A 14,063-nucleotide genomic window follows, 5' to 3' on the forward strand; every position below is an offset into this window, starting at 1 on the left:
TTCAGTCTATTATCCCGTGATGTATCTTGTTGTGACAGGGAATACATACAGCTAACGTCTTTCTCTGACGTCCAATCATTTGGATTTTCCATGGCTCTTTGCCTTTTAAGTCTTTGAGTCTTTTGACGTGGTGTATTTCAATGTTTTCCGTTGCGCCACACAATTCACACTTACCCGCTTTTAACCTTTGTATAAGGCTTGATACAGTGGTATTGAAAATCGTGTTGGCTACATAATCACAACTCGCGTCCATCGCGGTTGTTTTACGCTTAAAGCTCCCGTTGAAGAATACCCGCATCTTCTTTCCTCCTTTCTTGTCCTCATAGAAAACCGCAAAATCTTTGTGATGTCGATACTTTGCGATAATCTTTCGGGCTGTCGTACTGTACTTTCGTGCAAAAGTCTTATACAGACTGTATTGCATGATGTACTTGAAAGAATTCAGGTGTGAACTGTTATTTGCGATAGAAAAATAGTTTGCAAAACCTCGGATTTCTCTGTTATAGGCATCCAGTATTTCGAGGTCGTCCAGATGTAGCAACTTTGTCCGGCTTGTGGGTTTCCATTTCGCTTTACCCTCGAATTGATGAATTTCCATCGCCTCGTAGTAGAGAAGTTTATCCCGCATTGTGGACATTGGCACTTCCAACACTACCTTTTTGCCGTAAGCCTTAATAAGTACTCCCGATTTCTCGCCTCTTAACGTCTTATCCGTGAATGGTCGGACATAGATTTCATAGCCGAGGAATTTTGCCTTTCTATTGCCGTGCGTGATTAAGGTCTTTTCTTCGGAGAGCGTCAATTTCAGTTTCTCGCCGAGGAAATTCTTAATATCCTCTTTGATGGCCTCACAGTCCGATTTACTGCCAATCACTCCGATAATAAAATCATCGGCATACCTCACATACTTAATCCGTCTATATCCCTCGTCCATTTCATCGACAGAGGGTAAGTGCATCCTGTTTTTCTGATGTTGCTTAATCGCGTCAATCAGTTCCTTCCGAGTATCTTTATCCTTGGTTTGCTTCAGCTTTGTGCCGAGCCACCAAATTTTCCTGGAATACCGTTTGTACTCAAGGTTCATTGCCCGTCTGTCGCCTCTATCGAATTGACAGGCATACTCTTTCATGTACTTATCCAGCTTGTCGAGATAGATATTAGCCAGTATCGGGCTAATGATGCCACCTTGCGGTGTTCCGCTGTATGTTCTATGAAATGTCCAATCTTCGATGTAGCCAGCTTTCAAAAATTTCCACATTAGCCGGATAAAGCGGTCGTCTGCGATACGTTCTTTCAAGATTCCGATAAGTACATCATGGTTGATGTTATCGAAGAATCCTTCAATGTCGCCCTCGATAAACCACTTGGCCGCAGTAAAATTCTTCTGCACCTGTATCAGTGCGGTGTGGCAGCTGCGTTTGGGTCGGAAGCCGTGCGAGGTGTTCTCAAAACTACCTTCATAAATTGCTTCCAACAGCATTCGCAATACCTCCTGCACTAATTTGTCGTCGATAGACGGTATGCCGAGAGGTCGCATGTTCCCGTTTTTCTTCGGGATGTACGTCCTTCTTGCCGGTTTTGGTTGGTACGACTCATCTTTGAGCGCATCAATCAAATTTTCAATCCGTTTCAGGCTCATTCCGTCGATAGTTTTACCGTCGGAACCTTCCGTCATATTTCCCTGCCTACCTTGTATATTATGGTAGGCGAGGAGAAACATCTCCGAATTGAATAGAACCCTGTAGAGCCGTTCAAACTTGTAGCTCGAAACTTTGCTGTGCTCTGACAGACTGTTTAATACTCTCTCTGGATTTCTCATAATGTCTCACACATTATCCGTTAATTTGTATTAAAAATGTTAGCTGCCACCCTTCGCCATGTACGAGGCTTTCCCTCGCTCGGACTACTACGGTGGCTCCGTTGCCATACCGGATTTTCATAGGTCTGAAACCTAATAGCCTTTCGGCATTCCGGGTTAGGCAATCCACGTTTAATTCTTCGGCAACATAGCTTTGATAGATTGTCGGATACGACTTTCATCCGTTTCTGCTTATCGCAGTTGTGCTGTAACCTGTTCTGCACCCAACCCTCCAAGGTCGAATCGAGTGTGTTACAGTATGGCGTCTGTAGTTACCTTCCGCCACAGTTTCGAGTTGTGCCACTTGGACTATCGTTCAATCAATCCAGACTTTATCCTCGTATCTATCTTTCATCTCCTGATTCAGTCGCATACTTGGTAACTGTATGACTTATCAGTTTATCGGCAGGCTATACTCCCCGTCCGGTTTCCCTTTCGGATAAGCCGATCGATGATAGGCTATCGAACACTTGCCTAACGTCTTGCTATCGACGCATTTGCCAAAGAACCATTACGTGCGCGCCCTGAAACTCGACTTGACGGCCGACTCCCTTGTTCACTTGGTATTCCGCCATCGTTTAGAGGAAGAACGAACGTAAGACCGTACCGACGATCACCAGAAAGACGCATGAGAGAAACAGCGCCGTGGCGGATTTCGAAGCGTCCGGGTCACCCGACGAGAATTTCGAGTAGACGCGCACGCCGCCGACCAGTCCGAGGATTGCCGCGACGGCGAAGATCAGTTTCGTGAGCGGGTCGAAATAGGACGTTACCATGTTCGTGGCCTCGCTGATGCCGGCCATGCCGTTGCCCTGTGCAAAGCAGGCGAGTGCGGAGCACAGGGAGAAAATCATGAAAATTGCTCTTTTTTTCATCGTTCAAGTAGTTTGGTTAAGGGTGTGAAAAAGGCCGCAGCCTGCTTTGGGAGCATTCTGCGACCGGATACATCGTATTTCCTGCTGCGGAAAAGGCGTCAGCCGTATTCGTTATTCCATTTCATGTCGTAGGTCGTTTTTAATTAAGCATAGGCCCGGATGTCGAAGTTGGCGATGGCCTGCCGTTCCTCGGCCGTGGCATCGCCCATGACGGCGCTCTCTCCGAAGTCCAGCTCTCCGAGCATCGCATGAACCTCCGCGTCACGGAGTTCTGCTCTGGCGGGGAGAGCCGGAAGCGGGAATCGGGCGCCGGCGGGCGCTTCGGGCTCCGAGAGTTCGCCGTCTTCGCCGATCGAGGGCCGCACGACAAGGGTGTTCCACCCCTGCATCGCGGACTTCTCTTCCGAAGCCGGGGCAAATATAGCGTCTCCGCCTGCCGGGGCGGTGCCGATGTCCGCTCCAGTCCGCTCCAGTCCGCACCGATAGGATTTTGACACGAGAATTTCAGGAGTTTGACGGGGTGCAGTACCGGCATTCGGCGTGTGAGGGGCAGCGTTATGCCCGGTGTGTTTTTTCTTCGGGCCTTTCAGATTGTCGACGACATATGACGCGAGCCGCCCCCGGAAAAACAACTGATCCAAACATACGGCGCAGGCGGCAATAAGAATTATGCTGTTCATGGCAGAAAGAATTTAGACGATGTTATGGTAATTCTGTTCTTGATGTATGCAGTTGATCTCGTCGCGGAACATTTCGAGATGGTGCCGTAGGATATTATCTACATAAGATGTTGCGGTCAGTCGCTCGCCGCCGATTTTTTTCAGGACTTCAAGGATTTTCCGTTTCGTAGGGGCACTGACATAAAGCGAGGCGCGGAGGTCGTAATCCACCCGGACAAGAAATGTTTTTTTGTAGTCGGGCAATGTCATCGAATGTCGCCATCGTATGTCCGGTACGGGAACACGCTCCGGCTTCACATCCTGCTTTTCGGATACGACCGTTTCGGAAGGCGGAGAATCGGGATTTGAAGAATCTTCAGGTGCAGCGACAACGGATACAAGTTCAGTTGTCTGAGGTTGTTCCATCGAGGGCCATCCATCGCTATTTTCCGTTTGCACGGCAGGCATTGCACAATCGTCAGGTTGCTCCGAAAAGTGTCCGGCTTTATTATGACCTCGTCGCTTCCCGAGGTGCAGCAGCCCTAAGATTGACAAAACGATAATGCCTGTGCCAAGAGCGAGTAATGAAATGTCGAGGACACCGGACTCGGATAAAAAGCTGTAAAGCATAATTAGAAATTTTTAAGTCATTGTTAAACAAGTTTTTCAAAATTCCGCTTACGATCGAGCCGGTTTATATCGTCACGGAAAGTTTCGATGTGGTGCTGTAGAATATTATCCACATATGATGTCGCGGATAATCGTTCACCTCCGATTCTTTTAAGTATCTCCAGAATCTTACGCTTCGTCGATGCATTGACATAAAGTGTGGCTCGGATGCCGTATTCCACAGGAGTGAGAAACATTCGTTCATAATCGGACAAGGGTGGTGTTCTCCGACGGCGTGGCTCTTGTGCTGCGGGCACAGACGGGGTTTCATCCGGAATCTTTTCTGTGTCGATCTCCGGAACAGAGGGCGGTTCGGCGGGAATTGCGTCCGTAGCGGTTCCGGATGGGATCTGTTCCGGAATTACCCGTGTGACCTTTGTAGTGATAGGTAACTGCCCTGCGATCACCTGTTTTACAAGACTTTCGTCTACTTCGATTTTGGGTTTCTTGGCCATTGTTATCGGATTTTGAGGAGTGTAAGAATTTCTTCTGTGAGGATTTCGAGTTGCGCCTCACACGCAAAGGTTCGCGCCGGAGCCAGAAGTGTCGAGCGGCCGACTCCTGTATTGTCCGCAAGCAGCTCCTTGTTGAACTTCGAGCGGTAAGGAATGTGAGTTGTCATAAGCGACAACCCGAGCTTGCGGATAACGGCCTCGTATCGATCGTAAAGCGGCGTTCGTTCACGACGGTCTATCATCGTCCAGAAAAGATAGACGCTTTGTAAAGTAAGGGTCGGATCTTGGGCAAGGTTAGTGGTGAGACTCCGGGCAAAGGAGAGCGTACTTTCCATGACGACCTTGTCGGCTTTCATGGGCACAAAGACAGCGTCCAGCGACGCGAGCAGCCGAATGACACCTTCGGCATTGACCGTTCCCGGCAAGTCGTAGAGAATGATACGGGGATGGTAGCCGCTTTGCAGCAGCCGCTCGACTTCTTCGGGGGCTTCAGGCGGCATACATTTCAGCACAGGCCAGAGCTTGCGGCCCGTCGCTTTGAATTGACGTACCAGCAACAGCTTGTGGTAATCGTCATGCTCGATGAGCGACAGTTCCCGCTCACGTTGCGCCTGAACGGACCATTGGGGATAGTCGCAGTCTACGACCAGCACGTCATAGCCTAATGTGTAGTGCAGATGACTGGCGAGTAACATCGTAAATGTCGATTTCCCGATGCCCCCTTTTTGATTGCAGATCGAAATGCTTGCTTGTTTCATTGCTTGTGTGTTTAAATGGTTGTTTGGGTAACTATGCGTCTGTCAAATCATTTATATATACTACCTTATATTTGGACGAATAATTGGATGATTATTCGGTCTGCCGCCCTTTCGTTCCTTTGCGCAGATACTCGGTTAAAGATTCGGGTATCCGTCTGAACCGATACTTATTTTGCGATTCGCGTAGTTGCCCGAATAATCAATCCTGCCGCAATATACAACAGGGTAAAACGCTTCGGTTCCGATGTCCGCTCCAGTCCGCTCCAGTCCGCACCGATGGCTTTTTTTTGCCCCGAAACGGTTGTAATATTGCACTGGGAACAGACCCACCCCAGAAGCCGTAACGGAGGATTTTCAAAACTTCTCTCAAAGATTCTCCGGCGCGGATTTTTGTTGTCGCCAGACAACAGCGAGCTGTACCTTTGTATGCCGAAAAGTTTTTCGGCATACGAAAGGTGCTCGCTCTGCGAGGCTGGGTGGCGTTCCCGAGTCACGCCACTTAAACTACCAGACTGATGACAACCACGAAAAAGAGGATCGGACGCCCGACAACGACAGATCCCAGAGTCCACAGGTATAATTTCAAACTCACCACGGAAGAGAATATCCGCTTTAAGCAGATGCTTTGTAAGGCAGGATTGGAGCATAACCGCAGCCGGTTTATCGTCAAAAGAATCTTCAACGAGGAGTTCGTCGTCGTCAAACGCGACCCTTCGAAGGTGCAGTTCATCGCCCGGCTGAACGACTTTTATTTCCAATTTCAAAAGCTCGGGAACAACTATAACCAGATCGTAAAAGCCATCAACGCGCACTTTTCCAACGTTGCTATCCCGCATCAGATCGCTATGCTGGAGCAGCGAACCCGCGAACTGAAAGCCCTCAGTATCGAGATTCTCAACCTCGCAAAACAGGCTAAGGAGTGGTTGCGAATATAAGATCGGGCTCCTCGCCCGGTGGGGCTTTGCGCTATAACAAGGAGAAAGTGGATAAGGATGAAGCCGAAGTGCTCCTCTGGCAGAAGATGCTCGAACCATACGATAAATGCGGACGCCTTGACATTGACGCCTGCATGGAGAGCTTCATGCCGTATCTCGAAGCCAACCGCAGGACTACGAACACGGTTTTCCATGCCTCGCTGAACCCTTCACCGGAGGACAGGCTGACAGACGAACAGCTCCGGAAAATCGCCTGTGAGTACATGGAACGCATGGGTTACGGCGAACAGCCTTATATCGTTTTCAAGCACAAGGACATTTCCAGAGAGCATCTCCATATCGTGTCACTGCGTGTCGATGAGCAGGGCCGCAAACTCCCGCACGATTTCGAGGCCCGGCGCTCGATGGAGATTCTGCGTGACTTGGAGCGGAAATACGGTCTGCATCCGAGCGTCAAGGGACAGGGACTGACGGACAGGGAGGGCCTGCGGAAGGTGAATTATTCCGAGGGGAATGTCAAGCAACAGATTTCGTCCGTCGCCCGGTCGTGTCTGCGAAATTACAAATGCTCGTCGTATGGAGAATTCCGCACCCTGTTGGAGCTGCTCAATGTTTCGGTCGAGGAACGTACGGGAACCGTCGACGGACGGGACTATGCCGGAGTGATTTACGGTGCCATGACCGACGATGGCTACGGTATCGGCACGCCGTTCAAATCGAGCCGTATCGGAAAAGATGTCGGCTATAAGGCCCTTCAAAAGTATTATGAGCGGTCGAAGAGCGCGTTGAAGCAGGACGGGACACTCGACCGGCTGCGGCAAACAGTCAAAGACGCCATGAGCCCGGACAATACAAGGGAAGAGTTTCGGCAACTGTTGAAAGCGGACGGTATCGATGTCGTGTTCCGCATAAATCCCGTGGGAAGGATTTACGGTGCGACCTTCATCGACCACAACGCAGGCATCGTTGCCAACGGATCGGTGCTGGGAAAAGAGTTTTCGGCCAATGTTTTCAATGAATTGTATCCGGCTCCGAAAGAGACGCAACAGGTTGCAGAACGACAGGCGGAACAGAAACATGAAGTGCAAAACCATGCCGCCAATCCTATTTCTGGCATTGTCGATACGGTATTGGATTTGGCCGACACGCAGGCTTATGAAGAACAGCAACGCCAAATACAACATCGCAAAAAACGAAGATTTCGCAGATAATGTAATTGAGATTTCGCATGGTTGGGAGTATTCGTCTGAATTCAGGATTTTGAGCAATATCAAAATCGGTCTGCAACAACGGCAGACAGGACGAATGACAGTTTACTCTACACTTCAGAGCTAAGTCCGTTAAGATTAATGTCATTGCAACAAGTAGACAGCACAACTGCAGCCTTATCACAGCCTTGTTTCATGATAAAAAAATATTCAGATTCTCAACATATTGTGCCGCATTGAAATAAAACTGCATTTCCAAGAATAAGCCAAACTGAATTCGATAGCATTTGCAGAGTGATGTAAAAATCCTATATTTGTATTACGTATTTGGCACTCACACTTCAAAATCTACATTATGGGCGCACATATCAAGTTTAGCATGGAACATCGTTATTTTAGAGATTGGCTCGAAGTTGATGTAGATTGGAATTACCCCTTTCTTCCCCGAGTCGGAGAGTTTGTAAACGCTTGGATATGGATCGAGGCAGGTAAGTTTAGCCGTGCGGATATTGAGAAAATATTGAATCCGGATGGGCAGGAGAATCTGAACTCTGAATTCTATCGGGATTATACTTTGGATGATTGGTTATATGAGATCGGAATGGAATGTAACAAGGTATATGGTGTAAGCTATTATAGAGAAAAGAATGATCCGGCCAATATCTATGCAAGGGTGAGTTTGAGTGAACCTGGAACAGCTTTGTAAATTTGGAATTGCTTTTAGACCGTCACCTTTTCGGACATGTTTCATAGAAAATAAACCGGAACATTACGTTCCGGTTTATTGTAATTTTATTATCTACACCATTGTCAATATGGAGTCCGCAAGATTCATATTCTTAGAGACAAACATCACTTTCGAACCTGCATGTCAAAGAGTATCTTCGCTCCATCTTCGATTTCGGCGTATTCAATGAACGGTCGTTGGGAGACTTGGCCGTTGATTCGCATCTTTCCGACATACCTGTTTTCCGGAGAGTTCTCCGGGGCTTCGATTTCCACGGTCTTTCCGTTTTCGAGGCGGATGGTCGCTTTCTTGAACAGCGGCGATCCTGCTGCGTATTCGTCCGAGGCGGGACATACGGGATAGAATCCCAAGGCCGAGAATACATACCATGCCGATGTCTGCCCGTTGTCCTCGTCTCCGCAGTATCCGTCGGGCTTGGGCGAATAGAGCCGGTCCATCACCTCGCGGGCCCACCACTGTGCCTTGGCGGGTTGCCCGCAGTAGTCGTACAGATAAATCATGTGTTGCGCAGGCTGGTTTCCGTGGGCGTAGTTGCCCATGTCGGCCACCTGCATTTCAGTAATTTCGTGGATGCGGAACCCGTAGTAGCTGTCGTCGTAGACGGGCGGCACGACGAAGACCGAGTCGAGCATCCGCGTGAATCCTTTGCGTCCTCCCATCAGGTCGATCAGTCCCTCGACATCGTGGAACACCGACCATGTGTAGTGCCACGCGTTTCCCTCGGTGAAGGCGTCGCCCCACTTGTAGGGGCTGAAGGGCGTCTGGAACGTCCCGTCGGCATTGCGGCCCCGCATCAGGCGCGTTTCGGGATCGAACAGGTTTTTATAGTTCTGCGAAGCCTTTTCCAGCATCGCAGCGTCGTTCGTTTTTCCCAGTTTTTTCGCCACCTGCGCGATGCACCAGTCGTCGTAGGCGTATTCGAGCGTGCGTGCGACATTCTCGTTGATGCCCACATCGTAGGGGATGTATCCCAGTGTGTTGTAGTACTCGTGTCCGAGGCGCCCCGTGGAGCTCACCGTGGGGTGTACCTTCCGGCGTCCTGCGAGCATCGCCTCGTAGAGCGTCGCAATGTCTTCCTCGGGGGTGACACCTTTCAGGATGGCATCCGAAACGACCGACGCCGAGTTGTTTCCGACCATGCACCCACGGTGTCCGGGCGAAGCCCATTCGGGCAGAAATCCGCTCTCGCGGTAAGCGTTTGCCAGCCCGGCCTGAATTTCGGCATTGACCGACGGATAGACCAGATTGAGCAGCGGAAACAGACTGCGGAAGGTGTCCCAGAATCCCGTGTCGGTATACATGTATCCCGGCAGTACCTCACCGTTGTAGGGGCTGTAATGCAGGATATTGCCGTTCTTGTCGATCTCGTAGAACTTACGCGGGAACAAGGTCGAACGGTAGAGGCACGAATAGAACGTGCGGTACTGATCTACGGTTCCTCCCGCAACCTCGATGCGTCCGAGCACCTCGTCCCAGCGTGCTTGCGCCTTGGCCTTCACGGTTTCGAAATCATCTTTTCCCAGCTCCCCGAGGTTTTGTACGGCCTGCTCTTCGGAGATGAACGACGAGGCTACGCGTGCCATTACCTGCTCGCCGCGGTGGGTTACGAAACCTACCCGCACGAGGGCGTGTTCGCCGACTAACTGTTCGCCTTCGACCGGTTTCGCCCCGTCATAGATCTGGAAATCCCGGATCTTCCGGTCGAAGCGCACGATAAACCAGTTCTTGAAGTTGTCGGGCACACCTCCGCTGTTGCGCGTGGTGTATCCCACGACAGTCCGTTTGTCGTGCATGACCCTGATGTACGATCCGCGGTCGAAAGCGTCGATCACCACGCCCGACTCGTCCGATTCGGGGAACGTGAAACGCATGATCGCAGCCCGCTCGGTCGGGGCGATCTCGGCCTTGATGTCGTGGTCGGCGAGGTATACCGAATAATAGTAGGGGCGTGCCTCCTCCGACTGGTGCGAAAACCAGCTCTGACGGCTCTCTTCATCGACCTTGTCGCGTCCGCGTACAGGCATGATGGAGAACTGCCCGTAGTCGTTGATCCACGGCGAGGGCTGGTGCGTCTGCTTCAGACCTCACTAAAACCGTCTTACAGCATGTTGTAAGACGGTTTTTCTTTTATTTTCTTTTGTCATGCATTTATAATACCAGACAGTATTACATAGTTTTACTTTCCTTTTATTTTCTGATTCCGCTTTAATTCTTTTAGCGGATTCTGGTTGTATACTTGTTTGAGTTTATATAGATCCGTATTGGGTTCGATAATAGCTTGTCGATAATTGACGTAATATCCTATAATGTATCAATGTAAAGGTTTCCGGTAAGTATGATTTGCTAAAATCGTTTCTGTGAATAATATTCAATGTCATTTCCCATTCTTTGGGTGATACATTTTTTGCAATCACAAAAGGCTTTCCACCATGAATGTGTTGACGCATTGCATATTGAATCATTTCCTAAGATTTCAATAGTCATTTTCTTTCCTCCATTTTCAAGCCCAAGCCATTCGAAGAAATAGCGATAAATAATCATGGTTTCAGGTATCTCAAGGAGTTTATGGTACTCTTCGATATTTTCGCCAAAGGCTTTCCTGAAAAAAGATGTTCCCTTGCCTATTTTACCTTTTGTACTATTAAGAACAGCTTGAATAGCCCGAATATACTTGCGATTCCAATATTTGCCAATATAGTCCCGATTGTGAGAATAATCTTCACCCATATCCGTAGTGCGACGGATTGGGTGGCATTTCATAGGGAAAGAGTATATGCTCACATTTAACCTATCACACAATTCTTATATGGTTTAGCCCTAAATCCATACAGTTGGTTGGACTTTAGAAATTTGCACGGTTTATGATGGGATAAGGTAACGATCAGGCGACGGCTCTGTTTTCCGCATATTACGCCGATATTCACCACCTCAAATAACTGAAGTAAAGATAGTAAATAATCCGAGAAAGCAAATAAAAAACTTCGTTTTTTCGGGTTTCCAGGGCTATTTTTGCATCCCCGCGCCACAACGCCCTACCTCTCCGACACCTTGGCTGCGCTGGTCGCTACCGACACAGGGGCAGGGAATATAAGATACAAGGCACCCTATTAGGACCCTTAAAAAAAGGCAATAGTCTGAAAAATTGGGCTGTTGTATTTTTTATATATAATAGGACGAGGCAACGAAAAGGCAACGATTCCACTTGCTGCTGCTTGCGTTGGCGTTCACAATCTCAAATAACTAGCATAAAAATAATAAAATTATTGCACGAGAAAAAATATCACCTCGATATCCAATAACGAAATTACTACTTCATACCAATATTGTCGTACCTTTGAAACACGCCAGACGAAGCAGACATTGGGGATAATAATAAAAATCACGTCCGAACAAAACCGCAGAAGCGTTGTTAAGTTTTCCTTCATGCAACAGGTTGAATTTTTCGAGGATGGTCGGCAAATCCTCCCTTATGGTCGCTTCGGGCAAACGTCCGCATTTGATGCCCCCAGGTACCGCGCCCATGACGGCATGTTCGTCAAGGTCGGATATTTTAAGGTCGGAATTCGCCATAGCCTCCCAAGCTTATTTTCCTCCACGCTGCATCAGGTGCTGGTTGTATATTTCCTGCGGCATGGTGGATGTCATTTCCGTTTCCATACCTTTATAACTCATTATCCGTCATCATCCTTCTGCAACGCTTGGAACGAGCAAAACGACATACTTCTATCGGTTTTGAATCAATGCAGAAATAATCTTCGCCTCCATCTATTTCTGCGGCTATTCTTTCCCGGATTGTATTACATAGGGACAAAGTAATTTTACGTCTGTCATTGTATTGTCTGCGGAATATAAGATTGTGAATTTCAATACTATATTCCTGTAACTTTGCAAACAACAATGACTCACTGTCAATGCCAACAGCCTTTGATGTCATGTTCAATGCCTCTATTTCAAGGTCTGAGAACTACTCCTCTTCTTGACATATTCCCTGATTCATTGACCAAATTGCCGACTATTTGCTTGTATGGGTTAGGATTTTTTGCTAATATTGTGTTACTATATTTTCTATTGAAAAGTTTTAATTTGCTAAATATCAACAATATGCACAACTTTTTATACATAAATCTTTTTATCAATCTAATTCCGCCAACGGATTTTTAAATACCAAATATTTTATGAACGCACGTACACTTCTTATTCCACGTACACTTCTTATTCTTAGTCTGGTTGTCCTCTCCGGAGCGCCATGCGCATCTGCGCAGTCTTTCAAGGAAAGACTCAAGAACGCCGCAAAGAAGATAGAACAGAAAGTCAAACAGGAAGTAGCGCCCAAAAAACTTCCGGAAAAGTCCGGTAACACTTCAAGTCTCGACAGCGAACTCCAAAAGCGCCACGACGCCATGGTGGGGCCGGACAACAATAAGAACGCTGAAGACGAAGCTCCCACCGTCAGGTTGCCGGAGACCCACACTGCTCTTTTTGCGCCACTCGGATACCCTGTCGAGGCAACGTATGGGATCAAATCGGTAAAGCCGGTGATGCCGCCGAGAGAGGCATCCGATCAGGTGAACTGGAGTGAAAAACAGCCGAATGTCTATGAGCTCGACAACCAGAGCCTTGTAGCCGAGTTTCTGATGCTCGACGACTGCTTTGCCGACGGCTACATCAAAACCCTCACCCCGGCACATTGGAGATACGATGAGATCGTCAAGGGCGAACTTTGGGCTCGCGTGGGCGCATTGAACAAGATGGTCGAGCAATACAACGAAGCCAAAGAAGAATACGGCGCCGACACTTACCAGTGGGTCATCAACGGCATCCACAACAAAATCGCCTCCGTGCTTGACTCTCGCGAGTACAAAACCCTGATCCGCTCATCCCTCACTCCGCTCTTCACACTTAAAGACAAGTGGATCAGTGATGAGACCAAGGCATATTTCAATGCTCACGGAGGCTATGAGAACGCCCACAAAGCCAACTGGACCGTCTGGGATCCGCAGCCGAACAAAAAAAGCATCACGACATCAGCGTCCGGCCAGACCGGGAAAGTGATTGAGGAGGTCGGGGCAGGTGCTACGGTTGACATCGAGGGAGTCCTGTATGTCCTGCACAACTCCAACAACGGCGGCGCATCCCACGCATTCATCTCGGAAGTGGCGAAGACGGCCGTTGCCGGCAAGAACATCGTGATCCCGGACTATGTCACATACAACGGTAAAAAATATCCGGTGACGGAAATGCGTGGCAATATTTTCTCCGGCACCGCCATCAAGTCCGTGAAACTTCCGTCCACGTTGACGGAGATTTCCAATTCGGCATTCCGCGAGACTCCTATAACTGAAATAGTAATCCCGGCCTCGGTCAAGATAGTTCAGGGTTCGGCTTTCTACGGCTGCAAGAACCTCACGAAAGTAGTCTTCGAAAACGATGTCATGGATGAAGTCCACGGCTGTTTCCAGAAGTGCATAAATCTGAAAAACGTCAAGTTCCCACGCCGCGTCGGACTGATGAGTTACGATATGTTCGAGGGCTGCGTCAATCTCACAGAAGTGATGCTTCCGGAGAATCTGAGCGAAATTTATTCATCCATGTTCAGTGGCTGCAAGAACCTCAAGAATGTGGATATCCCGGCGAGCGTGACCAAGGTCGGCAACAGCGCATTCTCGGACAGCGGCATCACCTCGCTCGACCTCTCCAATGTCAAGGAATTCGAAGGGTTCTGCTTCTCCGGATGCAAAGCGCTCAAGACTGTCAAGCTGAACTCCAGCCTGAAGGAGAATTTCCTTATGGAGACCTATCAAGAATTCACGGAATGTCCGTTACTGGAAGTCAAGTACATAAACAACGAATATGTCTTCCCGGAAGGGTTCATCTTCGTAGACGGCAGCAAGTAGAGTC

General features: G+C 48.7%; 11 protein-coding genes and 3 pseudogenes. 4 read left to right on the top strand and 10 right to left on the bottom strand.

The genetic code is table 11. From position 1 onward, the window contains the following. Nucleotide 1: 1 nt before the first annotated feature. The 6 genes from ltrA to NQ559_RS11515 form a co-directional block, all read right to left on the bottom strand. Complete coding sequence (ltrA, locus tag NQ559_RS11490; RefSeq protein ID WP_014774764.1) at nucleotides 2-1,819, bottom strand: group II intron reverse transcriptase/maturase; 1,818 nt, start codon at nucleotides 1,817-1,819, stop codon at nucleotides 2-4. A 617-nt stretch (nucleotides 1,820-2,436) separates the two neighbouring features. Beyond that, complete coding sequence (locus NQ559_RS11495) at nucleotides 2,437-2,733, bottom strand: DUF4134 domain-containing protein (RefSeq protein ID WP_014774763.1); 297 nt, start codon at nucleotides 2,731-2,733, stop codon at nucleotides 2,437-2,439. A 143-nt stretch (nucleotides 2,734-2,876) separates the two neighbouring features. Beyond that, a complete protein-coding gene (locus tag NQ559_RS11500) occupies nucleotides 2,877-3,230 on the bottom strand; it encodes a hypothetical protein (RefSeq protein WP_244061998.1) in 354 nt (117 codons plus the stop codon). Between the two features lie 195 nt (nucleotides 3,231-3,425). After that, nucleotides 3,426-4,022 (bottom strand): DUF3408 domain-containing protein, encoded by a 597-nt coding sequence (locus tag NQ559_RS11505; protein WP_018697576.1) that lies wholly within the window; start codon nucleotides 4,020-4,022, stop codon nucleotides 3,426-3,428. Between the two features lie 23 nt (nucleotides 4,023-4,045). Further along, the gene (locus NQ559_RS11510) at nucleotides 4,046-4,516 is read right to left on the bottom strand and encodes a DUF3408 domain-containing protein (protein ID WP_014774760.1); all 471 of its coding nucleotides are present in this window, start codon (nucleotides 4,514-4,516) and stop codon (nucleotides 4,046-4,048) included. 2 nt (nucleotides 4,517-4,518) lie between these two features. Next, on the bottom strand, nucleotides 4,519-5,274 hold the full coding sequence (locus NQ559_RS11515) for a ParA family protein (RefSeq protein WP_009596771.1): 756 nt from the start codon (nucleotides 5,272-5,274) through the stop codon (nucleotides 4,519-4,521). Between the two features lie 515 nt (nucleotides 5,275-5,789). Here NQ559_RS11515 and NQ559_RS11520 point away from each other — a divergent pair. The 3 genes from NQ559_RS11520 to NQ559_RS11530 all read left to right on the top strand — a co-directional run bounded on the left by NQ559_RS11520 (nucleotide 5,790) and on the right by NQ559_RS11530 (nucleotide 8,123). Then, nucleotides 5,790-6,209, top strand: coding sequence for a plasmid mobilization protein (locus NQ559_RS11520; RefSeq protein WP_087401837.1), 420 nt, complete (start codon nucleotides 5,790-5,792; stop codon nucleotides 6,207-6,209). Then, nucleotides 6,194-7,420: a conjugal transfer protein MobB gene (gene mobB, locus NQ559_RS11525; RefSeq protein ID WP_259802596.1), complete on the top strand. Its 1,227-nt coding sequence runs from the start codon at nucleotides 6,194-6,196 to the stop codon at nucleotides 7,418-7,420. Before NQ559_RS11520 ends, mobB begins: the two co-directional genes overlap by 16 nt. Before the next feature lie 352 nt (nucleotides 7,421-7,772). Further along, nucleotides 7,773-8,123 (top strand): hypothetical protein, encoded by a 351-nt coding sequence (locus NQ559_RS11530; RefSeq protein WP_018697584.1) that lies wholly within the window; start codon nucleotides 7,773-7,775, stop codon nucleotides 8,121-8,123. A gap of 158 nt (nucleotides 8,124-8,281) precedes the next feature. Here NQ559_RS11530 and NQ559_RS11535 read toward each other — a convergent pair. The 4 genes and pseudogenes from NQ559_RS11535 to NQ559_RS11550 all read right to left on the bottom strand — a co-directional run. Beyond that, nucleotides 8,282-10,249 (bottom strand): annotated as a pseudogene (locus tag NQ559_RS11535) (GH92 family glycosyl hydrolase); the annotation flags it as partial. 259 nt (nucleotides 10,250-10,508) lie between these two features. Then, on the bottom strand, nucleotides 10,509-10,925 hold the full coding sequence (locus tag NQ559_RS11540; RefSeq protein WP_240048071.1) for a hypothetical protein: 417 nt from the start codon (nucleotides 10,923-10,925) through the stop codon (nucleotides 10,509-10,511). A gap of 564 nt (nucleotides 10,926-11,489) precedes the next feature. Continuing rightward, a pseudogene (locus NQ559_RS11545) lies at nucleotides 11,490-11,843 on the bottom strand (ATP-dependent DNA helicase RecG); the annotation flags it as partial. A gap of 13 nt (nucleotides 11,844-11,856) precedes the next feature. Then, a pseudogene (locus tag NQ559_RS11550) lies at nucleotides 11,857-12,286 on the bottom strand (transposase family protein); the annotation flags it as partial. 417 nt (nucleotides 12,287-12,703) lie between these two features. Here NQ559_RS11550 and NQ559_RS11555 point away from each other — a divergent pair. Then, entirely contained in the window at nucleotides 12,704-14,059 is a 1,356-nt protein-coding gene (locus NQ559_RS11555; protein ID WP_229091962.1) for a leucine-rich repeat domain-containing protein, read from the top strand. The last annotated feature ends 4 nt before the right edge of the window (nucleotides 14,060-14,063 follow it).

This window comes from Alistipes onderdonkii (assembly GCF_025145285.1).
In the GTDB taxonomy this organism is placed as follows: domain Bacteria; phylum Bacteroidota; class Bacteroidia; order Bacteroidales; family Rikenellaceae; genus Alistipes; species Alistipes onderdonkii.

Coding starts and splice junctions, on each gene's coding strand:
- ltrA (WP_014774764.1), bottom strand. CDS start 1,819: ATGAGAAATCCAGAGAGAGTATTAAACAGTCTGTCAGAGCACAGCAAA.
- NQ559_RS11495 (WP_014774763.1), bottom strand. CDS start 2,733: ATGAAAAAAAGAGCAATTTTCATGATTTTCTCCCTGTGCTCCGCACTC.
- NQ559_RS11505 (WP_018697576.1), bottom strand. CDS start 4,022: ATGCTTTACAGCTTTTTATCCGAGTCCGGTGTCCTCGACATTTCATTA.
- NQ559_RS11510 (WP_014774760.1), bottom strand. CDS start 4,516: ATGGCCAAGAAACCCAAAATCGAAGTAGACGAAAGTCTTGTAAAACAG.
- NQ559_RS11515 (WP_009596771.1), bottom strand. CDS start 5,274: ATGAAACAAGCAAGCATTTCGATCTGCAATCAAAAAGGGGGCATCGGG.
- NQ559_RS11520 (WP_087401837.1), top strand. CDS start 5,790: ATGACAACCACGAAAAAGAGGATCGGACGCCCGACAACGACAGATCCC.
- NQ559_RS11530 (WP_018697584.1), top strand. CDS start 7,773: ATGGGCGCACATATCAAGTTTAGCATGGAACATCGTTATTTTAGAGAT.
- NQ559_RS11540 (WP_240048071.1), bottom strand. CDS start 10,925: ATGAAATGCCACCCAATCCGTCGCACTACGGATATGGGTGAAGATTAT.
- NQ559_RS11555 (WP_229091962.1), top strand. CDS start 12,704: ATGCCGCCGAGAGAGGCATCCGATCAGGTGAACTGGAGTGAAAAACAG.